Annotated in this window: 19 protein-coding genes; 13 read left to right on the forward strand and 6 right to left on the reverse strand. The window is 65.0% G+C overall.

Annotated elements, in window-relative coordinates; all coding sequences use genetic code 11:
* Window positions 1-17: 17 nt before the first annotated feature.
* Window positions 18-905, forward strand: coding sequence for a DMT family transporter (locus tag DVB37_RS06155; RefSeq protein ID WP_120157402.1), 888 nt, complete (start codon window positions 18-20; stop codon window positions 903-905).
* Between the two features lie 57 nt (window positions 906-962).
* A complete protein-coding gene (gene ltaE / locus DVB37_RS06160) occupies window positions 963-1973 on the forward strand; it encodes a low-specificity L-threonine aldolase (protein ID WP_120154301.1) in 1011 nt (336 codons plus the stop codon).
* 37 nt (window positions 1974-2010) lie between these two features.
* On the opposite strand, the gene DVB37_RS06165 is transcribed toward ltaE, so the two are convergent.
* Together DVB37_RS06165 and DVB37_RS06170 are read right to left on the reverse strand one after the other, a co-directional pair.
* On the reverse strand, window positions 2011-3336 hold the full coding sequence (locus DVB37_RS06165; RefSeq protein ID WP_120154303.1) for an aspartate aminotransferase family protein: 1326 nt from the start codon (window positions 3334-3336) through the stop codon (window positions 2011-2013).
* 161 nt (window positions 3337-3497) lie between these two features.
* Window positions 3498-4382: a GntR family transcriptional regulator gene (locus DVB37_RS06170; protein WP_046802625.1), complete on the reverse strand. Its 885-nt coding sequence runs from the start codon at window positions 4380-4382 to the stop codon at window positions 3498-3500.
* Between the two features lie 192 nt (window positions 4383-4574).
* Between DVB37_RS06170 and DVB37_RS06175 the strand changes: the two genes are divergently transcribed.
* Genes DVB37_RS06175 through DVB37_RS06195 form a run of 5 tightly spaced genes read left to right on the forward strand, consistent with a single transcriptional unit; the run spans window position 4575 to window position 10901 of the window.
* A complete protein-coding gene (locus DVB37_RS06175) occupies window positions 4575-5675 on the forward strand; it encodes a C45 family peptidase (RefSeq protein WP_120154306.1) in 1101 nt (366 codons plus the stop codon).
* 21 nt (window positions 5676-5696) lie between these two features.
* Window positions 5697-7280 carry an ABC transporter substrate-binding protein gene (locus tag DVB37_RS06180; protein ID WP_120154308.1) on the forward strand — a complete coding sequence of 528 codons (1584 nt, stop codon included), beginning with the start codon at window positions 5697-5699 and terminating at the stop codon, window positions 7278-7280.
* A gap of 6 nt (window positions 7281-7286) precedes the next feature.
* On the forward strand, window positions 7287-8231 hold the full coding sequence (locus tag DVB37_RS06185) for an ABC transporter permease (protein ID WP_120154310.1): 945 nt from the start codon (window positions 7287-7289) through the stop codon (window positions 8229-8231).
* Window positions 8232-8238: 7 nt separating this feature from the next.
* Window positions 8239-9087: an ABC transporter permease gene (locus tag DVB37_RS06190; protein WP_120154312.1), complete on the forward strand. Its 849-nt coding sequence runs from the start codon at window positions 8239-8241 to the stop codon at window positions 9085-9087.
* A complete protein-coding gene (locus DVB37_RS06195) occupies window positions 9084-10901 on the forward strand; it encodes an ABC transporter ATP-binding protein (protein ID WP_120154314.1) in 1818 nt (605 codons plus the stop codon). The genes DVB37_RS06190 and DVB37_RS06195 overlap by 4 nt, the downstream gene beginning before the upstream one ends.
* Before the next feature lie 3 nt (window positions 10902-10904).
* Here the strand turns inward: DVB37_RS06195 and DVB37_RS06200 are convergent, their stop codons facing one another.
* From DVB37_RS06200 to DVB37_RS06215, 3 genes are all read right to left on the reverse strand, one after another.
* Entirely contained in the window at window positions 10905-11249 is a 345-nt protein-coding gene (locus DVB37_RS06200) for an antibiotic biosynthesis monooxygenase (protein WP_120154316.1), read from the reverse strand.
* Between the two features lie 185 nt (window positions 11250-11434).
* The gene (locus DVB37_RS06210) at window positions 11435-12298 is read right to left on the reverse strand and encodes an NAD-dependent epimerase/dehydratase family protein (RefSeq protein WP_120154318.1); all 864 of its coding nucleotides are present in this window, start codon (window positions 12296-12298) and stop codon (window positions 11435-11437) included.
* Window positions 12299-12364: 66 nt separating this feature from the next.
* Window positions 12365-14011, reverse strand: a complete 1647-nt coding sequence (locus DVB37_RS06215) for an electron transfer flavoprotein-ubiquinone oxidoreductase (RefSeq protein WP_046802632.1) — start codon at window positions 14009-14011, stop codon at window positions 12365-12367.
* A gap of 113 nt (window positions 14012-14124) precedes the next feature.
* Here DVB37_RS06215 and DVB37_RS06220 point away from each other — a divergent pair, with 113 nt between their 5' ends.
* The 3 genes from DVB37_RS06220 (at window position 14125) to DVB37_RS06230 (ending at window position 16192) form a co-directional block, all read left to right on the forward strand.
* Window positions 14125-14580, forward strand: a complete 456-nt coding sequence (locus DVB37_RS06220; protein ID WP_046802862.1) for a thioesterase family protein — start codon at window positions 14125-14127, stop codon at window positions 14578-14580.
* Between the two features lie 247 nt (window positions 14581-14827).
* Complete coding sequence (locus DVB37_RS06225; RefSeq protein ID WP_046802633.1) at window positions 14828-15526, forward strand: CoA transferase subunit A; 699 nt, start codon at window positions 14828-14830, stop codon at window positions 15524-15526.
* 12 nt (window positions 15527-15538) lie between these two features.
* Window positions 15539-16192: a CoA transferase subunit B gene (locus DVB37_RS06230; protein WP_046802634.1), complete on the forward strand. Its 654-nt coding sequence runs from the start codon at window positions 15539-15541 to the stop codon at window positions 16190-16192.
* A 133-nt stretch (window positions 16193-16325) separates the two neighbouring features.
* On the opposite strand, the gene DVB37_RS06235 is transcribed toward DVB37_RS06230, so the two are convergent.
* Window positions 16326-16784 (reverse strand): GNAT family N-acetyltransferase, encoded by a 459-nt coding sequence (locus tag DVB37_RS06235; protein ID WP_046802635.1) that lies wholly within the window; start codon window positions 16782-16784, stop codon window positions 16326-16328.
* A gap of 239 nt (window positions 16785-17023) precedes the next feature.
* Between DVB37_RS06235 and DVB37_RS06240 the strand changes: the two genes are divergently transcribed.
* From DVB37_RS06240 to DVB37_RS06250, 3 genes are read left to right on the forward strand one after another with little or no spacing between them, the layout of a single operon-like run.
* Window positions 17024-17899, forward strand: coding sequence for a MurR/RpiR family transcriptional regulator (locus DVB37_RS06240; protein WP_046802636.1), 876 nt, complete (start codon window positions 17024-17026; stop codon window positions 17897-17899).
* On the forward strand, window positions 17896-18876 hold the full coding sequence (locus DVB37_RS06245; protein WP_046802637.1) for an isoaspartyl peptidase/L-asparaginase family protein: 981 nt from the start codon (window positions 17896-17898) through the stop codon (window positions 18874-18876). Before DVB37_RS06240 ends, DVB37_RS06245 begins: the two co-directional genes overlap by 4 nt.
* A gap of 39 nt (window positions 18877-18915) precedes the next feature.
* Window positions 18916-20802: a dipeptide ABC transporter ATP-binding protein gene (locus DVB37_RS06250; RefSeq protein ID WP_120154320.1), complete on the forward strand. Its 1887-nt coding sequence runs from the start codon at window positions 18916-18918 to the stop codon at window positions 20800-20802.
* Window positions 20803-20852 lie beyond the last annotated feature (50 nt).

Below are 20852 nucleotides of genomic sequence, written 5' to 3' on the forward strand. Positions count from 1 at the left end.
AAGACGGAGCCATGGACGTGAGCCGCAGCAGTTTCGATCGCGCAGGGCTAGCCCTGATGTTCAGCACCATCGTGGTCTGGGCAGGCAGCTGGATAGCGATGAAACTGATCGTGCCCTACATCGGCCCGTTCGACTTCGTGGCGTTGCGATACGTCGTGGGCGCCTTGGTGCTGTTCGCGCTTGCCATCGCCACGCGCCGGCCGCTGGGCATGCCGCCCTGGAAGCTGACCTTGCTGATCGGCTTGACGCAAACGGCCGGATTCCAGGGCTTCGTGCAGACGGCGCTGGTGTCGGGCGGCGTGGGCAAGGTATCGCTGATGGCCTACACCATGCCGTTCTGGGTGGTGCTGTTTGCGTGGTGGCTGCTGGGCGAACGCCCATCGGCCAAGCATGGCGTGGGCATCGGCCTGGCGGCGATCGGCCTGATCTGTTTCGTGGAGCCCTGGAATGGCCTGGGCGATATCCGGCCCGTGCTGTTGGGCCTGGGCAGCGGCCTGTGCTGGGGCGTGGGCACAGTGCTGTCCAAGCGCATGTTCGAACGGCACGCGCCCGACGTCATGACATTCACGGCCTGGCAGATGTTGTTTGGCGGGCTGGTCATGGTGCCCGTGGCGTATCTCGTGCCGCAGATCAGCGCGCAGTGGGGCTGGCAGTTGTGGGCGGGCATGACCTACATCGTCTTGATTGCCACGGCCGCCGGCTGGCTGCTGTGGTTGCAAGTGGTGCGCCGCGTGCCCGCATCCATCGCCGGCCTGTCCAGCCTGGGCGTGCCTGTTGTGGCCATGTTGCTGGCGTGGGCCATCCTGTCCGAACGGCCGTCGCTGGGCGAGGTGGGCGGCATGGTCCTTATCCTGGCCGGCATCTTCGTGGTCAGCCGCGCGGCGCCCGCCGCCCGCGCCGCGTGACCCGCGGGCTTTTCGATTTCCCTTCCCGATCTCCTTTTTCCCTCTCAAGGATTCCCCATGATCGATCTGCGTAGCGACACTGTCACCCGGCCGACGCCCGCCATGTTGCAGGCCATGGTTTCCGCCCCGTTGGGCGATGACGTGATGGGCGACGACCCCACCGTGATCCAGTTGCAGGCTGCCGTGGCCGAGCGCGCCGGCAAGGCGGCCGGCCTGTTCTTTCCGTCGGGTACGCAAAGCAACCTGGCCGCGCTGATGGCGCATTGCGATCGTGGCGACGAATACCTGGTGGGCCAGCTGGCGCACACCTACAAGTACGAAGGCGGCGGCGCGGCCGTGTTGGGCAGCATCCAGCCGCAGCCCATCGAGCACGCCGAAGATGGTTCCTTGCCGTTGGAAAAGCTGGCGGCCGCCGTCAAGCCCCAGGACGATCCGCACTTTGCGCGCACGCGTTTGCTGGCGCTGGAAAACACGTTTCACGGCAAGCTGATTCCCGCCGGCTACATCCAGGCCGCCACCGACTGGGCGCGCAAAGAAGGCTTGGCCACGCACCTGGACGGGGCGCGTGTGTTCAACGCAGCGGTGGCCAGTGGCAAGCCGCTGGCCGACATGTGCCAGCCCTTCGACTCGGTTTCCATTTGTTTTTCAAAAGGCCTGGGCGCGCCCGTGGGCTCGGTGCTGGTCGGCAGCGCGGAACTGATCGGTCGCGCGCACCGCTGGCGCAAGATGCTGGGCGGCGGCTTGCGCCAGTCCGGCGTGCTGGCCGCGGCCTGCCTGTATGCGCTGGATCATCATGTGACGCGCCTGGCAGAAGACCACGAGAATGCCCGCGCCTTGGCCGAAGGGTTGCGCGGCATTGCCGGCGTCAAGGTGTTGAGCCAGGACACCAACATGCTGTTCGTGGAATTCCAGCCGTCCCGTTGCGATGCGCTGACCGAAGCGCTGGGCAAGCAAGGCATCCTGATGCGCGCGGTGTACGGTGGGCCGACGCGCCTGGTCACGCACCTGGACGTGTCGGCCGACGACGTCCAGCGCGTGGTGCAGGCCGTGGCGCGCCACCTCGCCTGATAGCGGCTGATAGCGGCCCAGGGGGCGGCGGGCAGCGTCAGGCGCCGGCGCGCAGCACGTCCGCCAGCACCGAGAACAGCTCGTCGATCTGGGCGCGTTCGATGATGAGCGGGGGCGACAGCAGCATCGTGTCGCCCGCCGACCGGATCAGGCAGCCGCGTTCCAGGCAGGCGTTGTGCACGGCATAGGCGCGCTGCCCCGGCTGACCCTCCAGCGGCGCCAGTTCAATGGCGGCCAGCAGGCCGATGTTGCGGATGTCCACCACATGCGGCAGCCCCTTCAGGCCGTGCGCGGCGTCTTCCCAGTAACGCGCCAGTTCCTGGCTGCGTTGGAACAAGCCCTCGCGACGGCAGATGTCCAGCGTCGCCAAGCCCGCCGCGCAGGCGACGGGGTGGCCCGAATACGTGTATCCATGCGAGAGCTCGATGGCGCTTTCCGGCCCTTGCATGAAGGCGTCGTACACGTGTTGCTGCACCAGCGTTGCGCCCATCGGAATCGCCCCGTTGGTCAGGCCCTTGGCGCTGGTGATGATGTCGGGCTTGACGCCGAAATAGGGCGATGCGAACGCGCCGTCGATGCGTCCGAATGCGCAGATCACCTCATCGAAAATCAGCAGGATGCCGTGCGCATCGCAGATCTCGCGCAGCCGTTGCAGATAGCCGCGCGGCGGCACGATCACGCCGGTGGAACCGGCCACCGGTTCGACGATGACGGCCGCGATGGTCGAGGCGTCGTGCAGCGCCACAATGCGCTCCAGCGTGTCGGCCAGGTGCGCGCCCCAATCCGGCTGACCGCGCGTGTACGCCATCTGCTGGCGGTCATAGGTGTGGGGCAGGTGGTCCACATAGGGCAGCAGATTGCCAAAGGGTTTGCGGTGCCCGCCGATGCCCGACACGGACAGGCCGCCGAACCCCACGCCGTGATACGAGCGTTCGCGCCCGATCAGCCGCACGCGCTGGCCTTGGCCGCGCGCCCGGTGATAGCCCAGTGCAATCTTCAGCGCGGTGTCCACCGCTTCCGATCCCGAATTGGAAAAGAACACATTGGAAAAGCCATCGGGCGCCTCGGCGCACAGCGCGTCCGCCAGTTCAAAGGCCAGGGGATGGCTCATCTGGAACGACGGTGCGTAATCCAGGTCGTGCGCGGTCCGCGCGATGGCCTCCACGATTTCCGGGCGGCGATGGCCCGCGTTCACGCACCACAAGCCGGCGATGCCGTCCAGGACGCGGCGGCCGTCCGGCCGGATGTAGTGCATGCCTTCGGCGGCGGCAAACAGTACCGGGTTGCGCTTGACCCGCCGGTTGGCGGTAAACGGCATCCAATAGGCGTCGGTTTGAGAAAGGGCGGAGGGGGACGAGGACATGGGGACGATCCTGCTTCAAGGAGAGTTCAGGTTCGTCTATTTTGTATTAATACAACGATAAATACAATACGGGTCGTCGCGCACGCCCATCCGCGGCACATCATGCAGTCGCGCGCGAGCCCACCCTGGCCGAAGCGGGCGCAGGCGGAGGGATAAGCGGGTCAGGAGGCTTGGAGCGACGCTTTCAGGTGGCGGCGCATCAATTGCGACGCCCACTCCTGGTCGCCGGATTCCAGCGCGTCGATGATTTGCAGGTGTTCGTTGCTGGAATTGACGAAACGCGCGTCGCGATAGAACGCAGCGTGCTCTTCCAGCCGGCGCAGATGGTTTTGCTGCTGTACCGCTTGCAGGATGTAGCGGTTGCCGGAGAAGCGCGCCAGGAGCTCGTGGAACGACGCATTCAGGCCAAAAAATTCAGTAGCCGAAATGTCGGCGTCGTCGCGCTGGATCAAGGCCTCATGCGCGGCCCGCATGCGCGCCAGCGCCGGTTTGTCCACGCGGAATGTGGGCTCCAGGAGCCCGGCGCATTCCACCGTCATGCGGAAACGATAGCTTTCGTTCAGCGCTTCGGCGCTTTCCAGCGACGGGGCAAATTGCCAGCCATGCCCCTTGCGCTTCTCGATCAGGCCATCCGCCGACAGTTGCAGCAAGGTCTTGGCCAGCACACTGCGCGGCGCGTCATAGCGCTGCAACAGATCACGTTCGGTAAAGGTCTCGGGCAGTTGGCGCGACGCGCGGTCATCGATCAACTGGCGCGTCAGCTCTTCCTGCGTGGGGCCGGCCCCTTCAATGGCCGGGGGCGCTGACGCCGCAGCATGGTCGGACACGGTATAGCCGCTGTTGGGCCGATGCGTGATCAAGCCTTGAGCGGCCAGCAGGCGCAGCGCGCCGCGTACTGGCGTGCGCGACACCTCGTAGGCGGCCGCCAGTGTTTCTTCCGACAGGTGTGCGCCGGGCTCGTGCCGCCGCGCCACGATGTCTTCGGCGATGTGTCGCGCCAGGTCGACTTGCAGCGGAGTGGGGCGGGCAGGAGCGGCGGGGGGCATGGCGCGTCAGAGGGGAAAAGGGCAGGCAAGGATCGTAGGGCAATGGTACCGGAGCGCCATCGCTTTTGAACCAGGCCCGGGCAAACCCTAATATTGAACTTTTTACTATATTAGTACAAAATTTGGCCGTCGATTCTGACCGTATCACCCAGGCCGCCGTTCGGCCCTATCCGGAGTTTTGCTAGCGTGACGATGCCTACCCCGTTTCCCCTGGTCGATGTCCAGGGCAGTCCTTATGAACGCGGCCGCCAGCATGGCTCGGCGGTGCCGGAACACGTGGCGCGCAGCGTGGCCTTGTATCGGGGCCAGCTGGAACGCCGTGGCGTGGACGCCGCCCGCCTGAAGGAACTGGCCGCTGCCATGGTGCCGGTGGTGGGCGACTACGACGCTGCCTACCTGGAAGAATTGCGCGGCATCGCCGATGGCGCCGGACAGTCGCTGGAAGATGTGGTGGTCATCAACTGCCGCACCGAAATGATGTTCGGCCATGCGGAACTGGGGCGCGCCCGCAAGGGGCTGGACGACGGCTGCACCGGCCTGGTCGTATTGCCCGAAGCCAGCGCCGAGGGCAAGTTGATGCACGCCCACAACTGGGACTGGCGCGAAGAATGCGTCGACACCGGCATCGTCGTGCGCATGCGCCGTGAAGACGGTCCCGACCTGTTGATGTTCACCGAGGCGGGCAGCCTGGCGCGCCACGGTTTCAACAGCGCGGGCGTATCGCTGTCCGGCAACTTCCTGTCATGCGAACAAGACTATCAACGGCCCGCGCAGGTGCCGCTGGTGCTGGTGCGCCGCAAGATGCTGGAAGCCACCAACATCTGCAACGCCATGAAAGTGCTGTGGGCGTCGCGCCGCTTCTGCTCCAACAACCTGATGCTGGCCCAGGCACAGGGCGAGGCCGTGGACCTGGAATGCGCGCCGGACGAAATCTTCTGGATCACGCCGCAGGACGGCCTGCTGGTGCATGCCAACCACTGGATCAGCCCGCCGGCGCGCGCCAAGCTGTTCGACAAGGGCCTGGCCGCCAACCCTGATTCCATCTATCGCCAGCGACGCGTTGAGGACCTGCTTGCGCGCCAGGGCGGCAAGGTCGGTTGGGATGCCGTCAAGCGCATCCTGGCCGATGATTTCGCCGCGCCCGACGGCGTGCTGCGTTCGCCCAAGCCGGCCAGCTTCGACAGCATTTCGGCCACCGTGGCCACCACGCTGATGGAGCCGGAAAGCGGCGTGATGTGGATTGCGCGCAAGCCCTATGAAGGCCGCAATTTTGCTGAATACCGGCTGTTCTAAGCCGCGCCAGGAGACCATTTCATGACGTCGAAAGTCTTGCGCGGCAAGCGCGCGCTAATGTTATCCGCTGCCCTGGCCGGCGCCTTGACGGGCCTGCCGGGGCTGAGCCAAACGCAAACCCCCGCGTCGTCCCCGCTGCCCGAGATCCGCTACGCCGAAGGCTCGGGCACGCCCACGTCCGTGCCCGGCGGCCGCTCGCGCAACACGTCCACCGACAACGTGCTGGCTCACGTGGTCGAATCGCTGGTCGCGCTGCGCGCGGACATGAGCGTGGGCCCCATGCTGGCCGACAGCTGGACGCTGTCCGACGACAAGCGCAGCTATACCTTCAAGCTGCGCCAGGGCGTGACCTTCCACGATGGCTCGCCGATGACGTCAAGCGACGTCAAATGGACGTACGGCTACCTGACCGGCGCGCAATCCGAATACGCCTGCAAGAACCTTTACGACGGTAGCAAGGGCGCCAAGGTGGTGGACGTGCAAACGCCCGACCCCGCCACCGTGGTCTTCACGCTGGATGCGCCCTATGCCCTGTTCCTGGACCAGATGGCCAGCGTGCAATGCCCGATGCCGGTGCTCAGCCCGAAAAGCGTCGACGCCGACGGCAAGTGGATCAAGCCCATCGGCACCGGCCCGTACGTACTGGCCGAATGGAAGAAAGAACAATACGTGCTGCTGACGCCGTATGCCGGCTATGTGCCGCGTAGCGAGGCGGCCAGCGGCATGGCCGGCAAGAAGGTGGCATCCGCCAACGTGCGCTTTGTGGTGATTCCGGACGCCGCCGCGCAAAAGGCCGCGCTGATGGCCGGCCAGGTTGACGCCTACAACGCCGACGAAGACAACCTGCCGGCGAACGACCCGCGCTGGTCCATCGTCACCGAGCAAGGGCTGGACACCGTCAACCTGTTGATGCAGACGCGCGCGCCGCTACTGTCCGACGTCAACATGCGCCGCGCCATCGCGCTGGCGCTGGATTTTCCCGCCATCGCCCGCGCGCTGAACAACGGTCAGGCGGCGTACAACCCGTCGCTGGTGCCGATTGCAAGCGTGTACTACTCCGAGGCTGACAAGGCGGGCTACGAAAAGAACCTGAACGAGGTCAAGCGCCTGTTGCAGGCCGCCAATTATCGAGGCGAAACGCTGAAGTTGCAGGCCAACAAGCGCTATCCCTACCTGTACCGCGTGGCAGTGGTCACCCAGCAGTTGCTGAACAAGGCCGGCATCAAGACCGAGCTGGACATGCTGGAATGGGGCACGCAGGTCACGAACTTTCGCGAAGGCAAGTTCCAGCTGATGGCCTTTGCGTATTCGGCGCGCACCGAGCCCGCGCTGATGTATCGCGACGTGATCGGCGACAAGTCCAGGACGCCCATGGCGCAATGGGAAAGCCCCGAGGCCGCGGCCCTGCTTGAAGGCATCGAGGCCGAGTCCGACACGGCCACGCGCAAGCAGGCGTTCGACAAGCTGCACGCGCTGATGCTGCGCGATACGCCGCTGCTGATGTACTACAACAAGCCCGGCTACGTCGTCGTATCCAGCCAGCTTCACGGCTTTACCGGCTGGCCGCTGCGCAAGCCGCGTTTCTTCAACGTCACCAAGAACTGAGGCGCCGTGCTGGGCTATCTAACCAAGCGCTTCGCGGCGGCGGTGCCCACGATCATCGTGGTGACAGTGCTGGTCTTCGGCATGATCCGCGCCATACCCGGCGACCCCGCATCGCTGATGCTGGGCGACATCGACAACCCCGCGCTGCTGGCCGAAATGCGCCACGCCCTGGGCCTGGACCGCCCCGTGGGCGAGCAGTTCCTGATCTGGGTCGGCAATGCGCTGCATGGCGATCTGGGCATGTCCATCGCGCGCCGCGAGCCCGTCATGCACCTGGTCCTGACGCATTTCGCGGTGACGGCGCAGGTGGTGTTGACGGCAACGTTGCTGGCCTGCCTGGTGGCCATTCCCGCCGGCATGATAGCGGCGTGGCGGCAAAACCGGCGCGCGGATACGGCCATCGTTTCCACCTCGATATTGTTCGTGTCCATGCCCAGCTTCTGGGTCGGCATTCTGCTGATCTGGCTGTTTGGCGTGAAGCTGAACTGGCTGCCCGTGTATGGCTTTGAGTCGATGGCGCAAAGCGGCCTGGGCGCGTTGAAGTACTTGGTGCTGCCGGTATGCGCCATCGTGTTGACCGAGATTGCCGCGATCACGCGGATGATGCGCGCCAGCACTATCGAAACGTTGCGGCTGGAATACGTGGCGCATGCGCGCGCCAAGGGGCTGCCCGAAAAGCGCGTGATGCTGCGGCACGTGTTGCCCAATTCCTTCGGCCCCACGCTCACCGTCATCGGCCTGATGCTGGGCCATCTGTTGTCGGGCGCGGCGGTGATCGAAACCGTCTTCACCTTGCCCGGCATCGGCCGGCTGCTGGTGGAAAGCATCTATGCACGGGACTACCCGGTGGTGCAGGGCTGCCTGCTGTTTATTGCGTTGTTGTACGTGGCGGTCAATCTGGTGGTGGATCTGCTGTATCCGCTGTTCGATCCGCGCGTGAAGCTTCAATAGGAACGTCATGACGGGTTTCAAAGCGAGTTTCAAACCGGGTTTCAAACATACCAATGCCGTGGTGGGCGGCGCGCTGGTGGCGGGCGTGGTGCTGCTGGCGCTGGTGGGGCTGGTGTACACGCCGCACGATCCGCTGGAAGGCGATCTGCTGGCGCGCTTTTCGCCGCCGTCGTCCGAATATTGGTTGGGCACCGACGAGTTTGGTCGCGACGTCTTGTCGCGCCTGATGGCGGGCGCGGGCGTCAGCGTGGCGGTCAGCGTGTTCTCGGTGCTGCTGGCCTTGGTGCTGGGCACGACCATCGGCGTGGCGGCGGGTTATGCGGGCGGTTGGGTGGACCGTGGCATCAGCGTGCTGGTCGATTCCATGATGGCGTTTCCCGGCTTGCTGCTGGCGCTGGGCATCATGACGGTGTTGGGCCCGTCCAAGTGGGGCGTGGTGCTGGCGCTGGGCCTGGCGTATTCGCCATCCGTCTCGCGCATTGCGCGCGGCACGGCGCTGTCGCTGCGGCAGCGTGACTTCGTCATCGCCTCGCGCGCCACCGGGCATAGCGGCCTGTGGACGGTGTTCCGCCACGTGCTGCCCAACTGCGTGGCGCCGCTGCTGATCTTCGCAACGTCCATCTTCGGGTCGGCGCTGCTGGCGGAAAGCGCCTTGTCCTTTCTGGGGCTCGGCGTGCCGCCACCGTTGGCGACGTGGGGCGGCATGCTGTCCGAAAGCCGCAACGCCATGGACCAGGCGATCTGGCTGGCGCTGTTTCCGGGTGCGATGATTTCGCTAAGCCTGCTGGGCATCAACCTGCTGGGCGACGCCGTGCGCGACCGCCTGGATCCGCGCATGCGCGGGGTGACCGCATGAACGCACCTGACCATTCCCTGGCCGACACTGCGCCCTTGTTGTCGGTGCGCGATCTGGAAATCCGCTTTCCCGGCAAGCGCGATGCCGCACCGGTGGTAAACCGCGTGTCCTTTGACCTGAAGGCGGGTGAATCGCTGTCCATCGTGGGCGAATCCGGCAGCGGCAAGACGCTGATCGGCAAGGCGCTGTTGGGCCTGTTGCCGGATGCCGCGCGCATGACTAACGGGCAGGCATTGTTCGACGGCCGCGACGTGCTGCCGCAAAGTGCGCGCGACTGGCAAGCCACGCGCGGCACCGGTATTGGCATGGTGTTCCAGGAACCCATGGTGTCCCTGAACCCCGCGTTCCGCGTGGGCGAACAGCTGACAGAAGCCCTGGTCCTGCGCCGGGGCATGACGCGCAGCGCGGCCTGGGATGCGGCCGTTCAGATGCTGGAACGCGTGCGGGTGCGCGATGCGCGCGATTGCATGAAGCGGTATCCCCACGAGTTCTCGGGCGGCATGCGGCAGCGCATCCTGCTGGCCGGCGTCATGCTGCTCAAGCCGCGCCTGCTGATCGCCGATGAACCCACCACCGCGCTGGACTGCGTGGTGCAAAAAGAAGTCCTGGACCTGATGGTCGAGCTGACGCGCGAGCAAGGCACGGCGCTGATCTTCATCAGCCACAATCTGGCGCTGGTGGCCGCGTACACGCAGCGCGTGCTGGTGATGTGCCGGGGGCGCGCGGTGGAAACGGGGGAAGTATCGCAAGTGCTGTCGCGTCCGGCGGACCCGTACACCTTGAGCTTGCTGGACGCGCTGCCCAAACGCGGCCCGGCGCGCGCGCCTGTGACGGGTGCGCCGATCTTGCAGGTGGATCAACTGGCCATCGACTACGCCGTACGCGGTGGCTGGCGCCGCAAGCGATTCGTGCGCGCGGTGCATCAGGCGAGTTTTCACGTGGCGCCCGGTGAAACGCTGGCCATCGTGGGCGAATCCGGCAGCGGCAAGACGACCGTCATGATGTCGATTCTGGGCCTGGTGCCGCAGGCGCAGGGGCGCATTGCGCTGGATGGGCAAGCGTTGCCGCCGGGCGGCGAGGGCGGCATCTGGCGCACGGCGCGCCACCGCATTCAGATGGTCTTCCAGGACCCGTACTCGTCGCTCGATCCGCGCATGACCATCGGCGCACTGGTGGGCGAGGGGCTGCGGCTGGAAGCGGGCATCACGCCGGATGCCCGGCAACAGCGCGTGGACCAGGCGTTGCGCGATGTGGGTTTGGGCGACGGCTATGCCGAGCGCTATGCGCATGAGCTGTCGGGCGGGCAACGCCAGCGCGTCGCCATTGCGCGGGCGCTGGTGATGCGGCCGGAAGTGATCATCGCGGACGAACCCGTGTCGGCGCTGGACGTGACCGTGCAGAAGCAGGTTCTGGAAACGCTGATGTCCTTGCAGCGTTCCTATGGCTTTGCGTGTCTGTTGATTTCCCATGACCTGGGCGTGGTCGAACAGATCGCCGACCGCGTGGTCGTCATGCTGCGCGGGCATATCGTCGAAGAGGGATCGCGCGACGAGGTGTTCGACCATCCGACGCATCCGTACACGCGCCGGCTGTTGCAGGCCGTGCCCGAATTGCGCGGCAATGCGGCAGACGGATTCCGTGTGCAAGTGCGCGAGCTGCCCGCCGGCACGCGCCGCGCCGATGCGGACTACTTTGATCCGTCCCGCAGCGCGGACGAGGCCGCGCCTGCCATGACGCCGGTGGTGGCATCCGGCGCCACGCATCGCGTTGCGCTGGCAGCCGGCGTGGCGTTGGCCGAAACGGTGGCCGCCTGAGCGTCAGCCGTGCCGGCTGCGGCTGTCGGCGGGCGCTTCGTCGCGCGCGTTCATGCCGTAGTCGCGCAGCACCTGCGCGACGCGCAGCCGATAGTTCTGGAACACGCCGCCGCGTCCCGCTTCCTGGGCGCGGCGATGCGACTCCAGCGAGCGCCAGCGCTTGACGGCGTCTTCATCGCGCCAGAACGACAGGGACAGCAGCTTGCCCGGCGTGCTCAGGCTTTGAAAGCGTTCCACCGAGATGAAGCCGTCGATGGCCTTGAGCTCGTCGATCAAACCGGCGGCAATGTGCAGATAGGGATCGGGGTTGCCATTGGCGGGTTCGACTTCGAATATCACGGCGATCATGGTGCGGGTTCCTTTGAAAATGCAAACTGCGGCACGCGTGCGTTGGGCAGCGGCCGATACCGGAAACGGGATGCCAGGGCGGCCGCGTCGGCGCCTGCGTGCAGCAAATGGAGCAGCGCGTCCGATAGGAAATCCGGCTGCCAGTATCCGCCGCCCGGGCATGCAACGATTCGATGCCGGCCGAACTATGCCTGCGGCGTGTCCGGTACGCGGGCGCCCGCTACGCGCAGCACCGCCGCGTAGCCCTGGCGTGAGTCCGGCCATTGCAGCGTGAAGCCGCTGGCGCGCAGCCGCGCGTTGCTGAGCTTCTTGCTGCCCACATTGGCGGGGGCCGGGGCGATACGTGGCGCGGGCGCGCCTATCATGGCAGCGAGATCGGCGTAAAGCGTGTGCAGCGGCAGCGGGGTGTCGTCGCACCCGATATAAAACGGTTCAACCTTGGGCAACAGCGCCAGATGCAGCACGGCGGCGGCCGCGTCGTCGATATGGATCCGGTTGGCCCAATGTTCAGGCTGCGTCGGCGCGCCCGCCGCGCCGCTGCGCAGGCGCTCGATCAATTGCAGCCGGCCAGGCCCGTACAGACCCGCCAGCCGCAGCGCGGTAGACGACAGGCCGCGCGCGGCCAGCGCGGCTTCTGCTTCAAGCAGAATCTTGCCGTTGAAGCCTTGCGGCGCGGGCGGCGTGTCTTCGGTGACCCAGTCGCCATGGTGTTCGCCATACACGGCGCTGGATGACACGAACACCACGCGCTTGAGCCGCGACGTGTCCAACAGGTTCAGCACGTTCTGCAACCCATCGATGAAGACGCCGCGATACAAGGCCGGGTCGCGCCCACCGGGGGCGGGCAGGTGAATCAGCCGTGTCACGCCTGATGGCAAGGCGGGCAGGGAATCCGCGCGGGTAATGTCGCCTTGCAGCCATTGGATGCCGCTGTCGTCGTCGGGCGGTTGGCGGCGCAGCGCGTGCACGTGGTCGCCGCGCGCCAGGAAACGCCGGGCCACGCGCTGGCCAAGGTCACCGCAGCCAATGAGCAATACGCGTTCAGTCATGATGTGCCGCCTGAAAAAAAAGGCACCCAAGAGGTGCCTTGTTGCTGGGGATGCGCCCGGCCAGGATTACATACCGCTATACACCGGCCCTTCGCCGCCTTGCGGGGCCACCCAGACGATGTTCTGCGTGGGGTCCTTGATGTCGCAGGTTTTGCAGTGCACGCAGTTCTGCGCGTTGATCTGCAAGCGGTCCTCGCCGTGATCGTCCTTGATGAACTCGTACACGCCGGCCGGGCAGTAGCGCGATTCCGGGCCGCCGTACTTGGCCAGGTTCACCTGCACCGGCACTGACGGGTCTTTCAAGGTCAGGTGGACGGGCTCGTTTTCTTCATGGTTGGTGTTCGAAATGAACACCGAGCTGAGCTTGTCGAACGTCAGCTTGCCGTCGGGCTTGGGGTAGTCGATGCGCGCGCATTCCGACGCCGGTTGCAGACAGGCATGGTCGGGCTTGTTGTGGCGCAAGGTCCAGGGCATCTTGCCCTTGAGCAGCAACTGCTCGACTCCGGTCATCACGGTGGCCACCGTGCGGCCCTTCTTGAACCACTGCTTGAAGTTGCGGGCCTTGTTCAATTCGGTGTGCAGCCAGGACGCTTCGAAGGCCTGCGGATACGCGGCCAGTTCGTCCTGGCGGCGGTCGGCCAGCAAGGCGTCGAACGCGGCTTCGGCGGCCATCTTGCCCGACTTGATGGCGGCGTGGCTGCCCTTGATGCGCGAGGCGTTCAGGAAACCGGCTTCGCAACCCACCAGCACGCCACCCGGGAAGGTCAGCTTGGGCAGCGACATCAAGCCGCCCGCCGTGATGGCGCGCGCGCCGTATGCGATGCGCTTGCCGCCTTCGAACGTGCCGCGTATGGCGGGGTGCGTCTTGTAGCGTTGGAATTCTTCGAACGGCGACAGCCAGGGGTTGGCGTAGTCCAGGCCGACAATCATGCCGACGGCCACCAGGTTGTTGTCCAGGTGGTACAGGAACGAACCGCCGTAGGTGTCGGAATCCAGCGGCCAGCCGGCGGTGTGGATAACCAGGCCGGGCTTGGATTGCGCCGGGTCCACTTCCCACATTTCCTTGATGCCGATGCCGTAGGACTGCGGGTTGCGCCCGTCGTCCAGCTTGAAGCGTTCGATCAGCTGGCGGCCCAGCTGGCCGCGCGAGCCTTCGCCGAACACGGTGTAGCGGGCATGCAGTTCCATGCCGGGCTGGTAGTGGTCGGTGTGCGAGCCGTCGCGGGCCACGCCCATGTCGCCGGTGGCCACGCCACGGACGGCGCCGTTTTCGTCGTACAGCACTTCAACCGCGGCAAAGCCCGGGAAGATGTCCACGCCCAGCGCTTCGGCTTGCTCGCCCATCCACTTGACGACGTCGCCCAGACGGACGATGTAGTTGCCTTCGTTGTGGAAACAGGGCGGCAGCAGCCAGTTCGGCGTGGTGCGCGCGCCGGTCTGGGACAGGAACATGAACTTGTCCTGCGTGACCGGCACGTTCAGCGGCGCGCCTTTTTCTTTCCAGTCGGGAATCAGCTCGGTCAGCGCCAACGGGTCCATGACGGCGCCGGACAGGATGTGCGCACCCAGCTCCGCGCCCTTCTCAAGCACGCATACGCCGATTTCCTGATTCTTTTCAGCGGCCAGCTGCTTTAGACGGATTGCGGTGGCCAGGCCGGCGGGTCCACCGCCAACCACGACCACGTCATATTCCATCGACTCGCGTTCAGACATTTGCAAAGCTCCCCGTATGTATTCCATATTTGGCTGGAAGTAATATCGGCGATTGTATTGCAGGCGGAGGCCGTGTATGCCTTCGTATTTCTTTTAGTCTTCAGGAGTAATTGGTGAACCCGGACAATCTGTCTGCGCGGATTCTGGCGGTGGGCGATACCCATCAGACCGAATTGCCTTTGCGTTGGGGCGACTCTGACGCCTTGAATCATCTGAATAACACGCTGTATTTCCGCCTCATGGAAGAGGCCCGCATGCAGATCCTGTACGACGCGGGCTTTGCGTTGCCCGCCGATAACGGCGCGATCCTGGCCCACGCCTCGTGCGATTTCCTGCGCCCGCTGACCTACCCGGCTACGGTCCGGGTCACGCACAAAGTCACGCGCATTGGCCGCTCAAGCGCCGAATTCGAGCTGCTGCTTGAGAAGGTCGGCGACGACGCCGGCCCCTATGCGCGCGGTCGCAACGTGCTAGTCTGGATGGATTACGTGGCCAATACGTCCGCACCGTGGCCGCCCGAAGTGCTGGCCCAAATGGCGACGCAATTCCAGGCGGCGGCGTCAGAATAACGGCGCTAAAACGCCCGTCATACCGTTAAAATCAAGCGCAAAATCACGAAAAATAAAGGGGCGCGCCACCCTCGGCGCCGCAACCCAGAGACATCGGGCAGTGTCTTGATGCCATCTGGGGCCGACGCCGGCAGCCGCGCTCCAGGAAAAACAGGGCTCACCCCGGCTTTCTTTGATCCCATGGGACACACCGCGCAAGCGGCGGGGCGGGCTCTCTTCGGTTAGACCTTAACTAGGAGTTGGAGCGATGGACAAGGTTTTTGCAAGCGCCCAGGAGGCGCTGGCAGGCATCGTCAAGGACGGTCAGATGATCGCCGTGGGCGGTTTCGGCCTTTGCGGTATTCCCGAAGCCCTGATCGCCGCGCTGCGCGATTCGGGCGTGAAGGACCTGACTTGCATCAGCAACAATGCGGGCGTCGACGGCTTTGGCCTGGGCCAGTTGCTGAACACGCGTCAGGTACGCAAGATGATCGCGTCCTACGTGGGCGAGAACAAGGAATTCGAACGCCAGTACCTGTCCGGCGAGCTCGAACTTGAATTCACCCCGCAGGGCACGTTGGCGGAAAAGCTGCGCGCAGGCGGCGCGGGAATTCCCGCCTTCTTCACCCGCACGGGCGTGGGCACCATCGTGGCCGACGGCAAGGAAATCCGCGAATTCGACGGCCAGCAATACGTGATGGAGCGTTCGCTGGTGCCGGACGTGTCGCTGGTCAAGGCGCACATCGCCGACCGCAGCGGCAACCTGGTGTTCCGCAAGACGGCCCGCAACTTCAACCCGAACGTCGCGATGGCTGGCAAGTTCACGGTGGTCGAGGTTGAACAGATCGTTGACACCGGCAGCCTGGATCCCGATCAGATCCACCTGCCCGGCATCTATGTGCAACGGATCGTGCTGAACACGACGCCGGAAAAGCGCATCGAACAACGCACCACTCGCCCGGCCTAAGGAGAAGACGACATGGCATGGTCCCGCGATGAAATGGCGGCGCGCGCCGCGCGCGAGCTGCAAGACGGTTTTTATGTGAACCTGGGTATCGGCTTGCCGACCCTGGTTGCCAACCACGTGCCCAAGGGCGTGGAGGTGTGGCTGCAATCCGAAAACGGCCTGTTGGGCATTGGCCCGTTCCCCACCGATGATGAAGTCGATGCCGACCTGATCAACGCCGGCAAGCAGACGGTAACGACGTTGCCGGGCTCGTCGATCTTTTCGTCGGCCGATTCGTTCGCGATGATCCGCGGCGGCAAGATCAACCTGGCCATCCTGGGCGCGATGCAGGTGTCCGAAAAGGGCGACCTGGCCAACTGGATGATTCCCGGCAAGATGGTCAAGGGCATGGGCGGCGCGATGGACCTGGTGGCCGGCGTCGGCCGCGTCGTGGTCCTGATGGAGCACGTGGCCAAGAAGAAGGACGGCACGGAAGACATCAAGCTGCTGCCCGAATGCAATCTGCCGTTGACGGGCGTGGGCGTAGTCGACCTGATCATTACCGACCTGGGCGTGATGGAAGTCACCGAAAACGGCCTGAAGCTGCTGGAAACGGCGCCGGGCGTCACGGTGGACGAAATCCAGTCCAAGACGCTGGCCAAGCTGGACGTGTCTTCGGTCAAGTAAACGGCCCTTGTAGGCGACCCTTGTAGGCGACCCTTGTAGGCGGCCCTTGTAGGCGACCCTGGATGCACCAATGAAAACGCCCCGCAAAGGGGCGTTTTCATTTCCGCGGTAGGGGGGGGCGTGGCGCGAGGCGCTACGCCGCCGCGTCCAGGCGCATCCCCACATGCGGGATGCCGTCTTCAATGTATTCCTCGGTGACCTGCACAAAGCCGTGCCCGCCGTAGTAGTTGCGCAGCCGCGCCTGCGCGCCCAGATACATGGCGCGGCCCGGCCAGCGTTGGCGCACTTCGGCCATGGCGTGGCGGATCAGCTCGTGGCCCAGGCCCTGGCCGCGCGTCCAGGGTGCGGTGATCACCCGGCCGACTTCAATCTGCCCGTCTTTCAGCGACGGGTCCAGGATGCGGCAATACGCGGCCAGCTGCCCGTCCTGCCATGCCATCAGGTGCGACGTCTGGCCCATCAGGTCCTTGCCGTCGATGTCCTGGAAAACGCAATTTTGCTCAACGACGAACACTTCCGTGCGCAGCCGAAGGATCGCGTAGATCTCCGGCACGGTGAGTTCCTGGTGGGGTTTGCAGATCCAGTCGGGCATTGCGGCAGTCCAAGTCAGCGGGTCGATAAGGGAAAAGCAGAGCGCCGATAGCGTACCTCAAAGCGGCCCCGTTTTTTTCCGTGTCTATCCGGCTTCCGCTTCGCCGCCCATCCCGACCTATCCACCGTTGTTACATAAATTCACGGGTATACCCTGAGTATGAAAAGGAATTTTCTTATTTAAAATTTGCGTGTAAACAGATTTACACAATCGCCAGATAAGCCGAACCCCCGCAAACGATGAACAAGGCCGTACTTACGATCGCTGATCGGATCGCCCGGGCCCAGCCCGCGCTGAGCCGGACGCAGCACAAGATGGCCGAATACGTGTTGGCGCACCAGTTTCGCGTCGCCACCATGACCATCGACGAATTCGCGGCGGCAGTGGGCGTATCCGTGGCCACGGCGAATCGCTTTGCGCGCGCGCTGGATCTGCCCGGCTACCCCCAGTTCCGTGCCGAACTGGCGCGTGGCTTCGAAGCCGCACTGGAACCCGTGGAAAAGCTGCGCACCGAATTGGCCCATTCCGCCAGTGCCGTGCAAATCTTTGCCGCCACGCTGGAAGAAGACATCCGCAACGCCCAACGCAACTTGCAGTCGCTGGATTCCGCGGCCTGTGAGCAGGCGGTGCAGGCGATCCTGGCGGCCGAACGCGTGTTCATCATCGGTTTTGGCGCCAGCGGTTTCCTGGCCGGCCTGCTGCAGCGCGGCCTGTGCATGCACCTGCATTCCGTTGAATCGCTGGCAGGCCCCGGCGGCGTGTCGCACGCGGCTCGGCAGATGTCGCGCATGACGTCCAACGACCTGGTGATCGCGATCGGTTTCCCTCGCTATCTGGCCGACACGGTCACGCTGGCCGCCGCCGCCAAGCAGGCCGGCGTGCCGGTGCTGGTGCTGACCGACAAGCCCACATCGCCGTTGGCGCCGACGGCCTCCGTTGTGCTGTACGCGTTTTCCGCGCGCCAGCTGATTCCCAATTCCGAAACCGCCGCGCTGGGCCTCATCGAAGCCCTGTCCGCGGCCGTGGCCTATCGGGCCAAGAATTCCGTTGCGGCAGCCGCTGGGGTGACCCAGTCCGTGATGCCGTGGCTTATCCATGGAGTAGGTAAACGATGATTCAACCCGTGATTGCCATTCACGGTGGCGCCGGCGCGATGTCCCGCGCGGCCATGTCGCCCGAGAAAGAACAGGAATACCTGGCCGCCCTGGAGTCCATCCTGACGGCCGGCCAGGCCGTGCTGGCCCGTGGCGGCAGCGCCCTGGACGCCGTTACCGAAGCCGTGCGCCTGCTGGAAGATTGCCCGCTGTTCAACGCGGGCCACGGCGCCGTGTTCACCAGCGCCGCCACGCACGAACTGGATGCCGCCATCATGGACGGCGCCACGCTGCGTTCGGGCGCGATTGCCAACGTCAATTGCGTGCGCAACCCCATTTTTGCCGCGCGCAAAGTCATGGAAAACAGCAAGCACGTGCTGTTCGTGGGCGAGGGCGCTGAAGCCTTCGCCAAGGCCGAAGGCCTGGAGATCGTGGACCCGTCCTATTTCTCTACCGACGCCCGCCGCGAACAACTGCTGCGCGTGCAGCGCGAAACGCCTGACGCCGCCGTGCTCGACCACGACGGCCAGGCCATGGTCGCGCGCGGCCAGCCCGCACCCGCCGACCCGCTGGACGCCGACAAGAAGTTCGGCACGGTGGGCGCGGTGGCTGTCGACGCGCAAGGCAACGTGGCCGCGGCCACCTCGACCGGCGGCATCACCAACAAGCAGGTCGGCCGCGTGGGCGATGCGCCCTTGATCGGCGCCGGCACCTACGCCAGCAACAAGACCTGCGCGGTATCCACCACGGGCACCGGCGAGATGTTCATCCGCATGGTCGCCGCTTACGACGTGGCGGCACAGATGGAATACAGCGGCGCGTCGCTGCAAGAGGCGGCCGACCGCGTCGTGATGGAAAAACTGCCCACCATCGGCGGCAAGGGCGGCCTGGTGGCCGTTGACGCCCAGGGCAATGTGGCCTTGCCGTTCAACACGGAAGGCATGTATCGCGGTTACGCCCGCGTTGGCGAAAAGCCGGTCACCGCTATCTACCGATAAGCGTGACGGGTTCTGTTTTGATTTTGGGGATTAATAAAGATGGTTGATCGCGCAAACAGCCTGGCGCTGCCGGAAAACCGCGTGGTCCAGGTCGACGACCTGACGGTGCGCTTCGTGGGTTCCGAGCGCACGGTCGAAGCCGTGCGCAACCTGTCGTTCCATGTGGACCGGGGTGAAACCCTGGCCATCGTGGGCGAATCGGGTTCGGGCAAATCGGTGACGTCCCTGGCGCTCATGCGTCTGGTGGAACATGGCGGTGGGCGCATCGCCCAGGGCCACATGGCGCTGCGCCGCCGCAACGGTGCCGTGATCGACCTGGCCAATTCCAGCCAGCGCGTCATGCGTAATGTGCGCGGCGCCGACATGGCCATGATTTTCCAGGAGCCGATGACGTCGCTGAACCCGGTGTTCACCGCCGGCGACCAGATCGCCGAATCGATCCGCCAGCACCAGGGCAAGGACGCCGCCGCCGCGCGCGCCGAAGCGCTGCGCATGCTGGAACAGGTGCGCATCCCGGAAGCCAAGTCCGTGTTGGACCGCTACCCGCATCAACTGTCGGGCGGCATGCGCCAACGCGTGATGATCGCCATGGCGCTGGCCTGCAAGCCCGCGCTGCTGATCGCCGACGAACCGACCACGGCGCTGGATGTCACCATCCAGGCGCAGATCCTGCAACTGATCCGTCAGCTTCAGGAAGAAATGCACATGGGCGTGGTGTTCATCACCCACGACATGGGCGTGGTGGCTGAAGTGGCCGACCGCGTGTTGGTCATGTACCGCGGCGACAAGGTTGAAGAAGGCCCGTCTGAACAAGTGTTCTCGGCGCCGCAGCACACCTACACCAAGGCGCTGCTGTCGGCCGTGCCCAAGCTGGGCGCCATGGAAGGCACCGATCTGCCCGCGCGCTTCCCGCTGCTGCAAGTGGAAGGCCAGGCCCAGCCCGTGGCCGAGCCTGGCATCACCAGCACGCAGGAAGTGCCGGCCGCCAAGCGCGAACCGATTCTGTCGGTGCGCAACCTGGTGACCCGCTTTGACCTGCGCGGCGGCATTCTCAGCCGCGTGCAGCGCCGCGTGCATGCGGTCGAACAGGTCAGCTTCGACCTGTACCCCGGCGAAACGCTGTCGTTGGTGGGCGAGTCCGGTTGCGGCAAGTCCACCACCGGCCGGTCGCTGCTGCGCCTGGTCGATAGCCAGGCGGGCGAGATCAAGTTCGGCGGGCGCGACATCGTCAGCCTGAAGAACAACGAATTGCAGTCCCTGCGCCGCGACATCCAGTTCGTGTTCCAGGACCCGTTCGCCTCGCTGGATCCGCGCGTCACCGTCGGCTTCTCGATCATGGAGCCGCTGCTGGTGCACGGCGTGGCCAAGGGCAAGGAAGCCGAACGCCGCGTGTCGGAATTGCTGGAACGCGTGGGCCTGCCGCCTGAAATGGCGCAGCGCTATCCGCATGAATTCTCGGGCGGCCAACGCCAGCGCATCTGCATCGCGCGCGCGCTGGCGCTGAACCCCAAGGTCGTGATCGCGGACGAGTCGGTGTCGGCGCTGGACGTGTCGATTCAAGCCCAGATCGTGAACCTGCTGATCGACCTGCAACGCGACATGGGCATTTCGTTCCTGTTCATCTCGCACGATATGGCCGTGGTGGAACGCGTCAGCCACCGCGTGGCGGTGATGTACCTGGGCCAGATCGTTGAGATCGGCCCGCGCCGCGCCATCTTTGAAAATCCGCAGCACCCGTACACCAAGAAGCTGATGTCGGCCGTGCCGATCGCCGATCCGGCGCGTCGCCACCTGAAGCGCACCTTGTTGTCCGATGAAATCCCCAGCCCGATCCGCAAGCTCGGCGACGAGCCGGTGGTGCAGCCGCTGGTGCAGGTTGGAACCGATCACTTCGTTGCCCGCCATCCGGTCGGCGGCGCGTATTGATTCCGTTGTCGTACCTATTTTTCTTCCACCAAACCCCCTAATTCCGTTTT

The organism is Achromobacter sp. B7 (assembly GCF_003600685.1).
GTDB lineage: Bacteria > Pseudomonadota > Gammaproteobacteria > Burkholderiales > Burkholderiaceae_B > Achromobacter > Achromobacter spanius_B.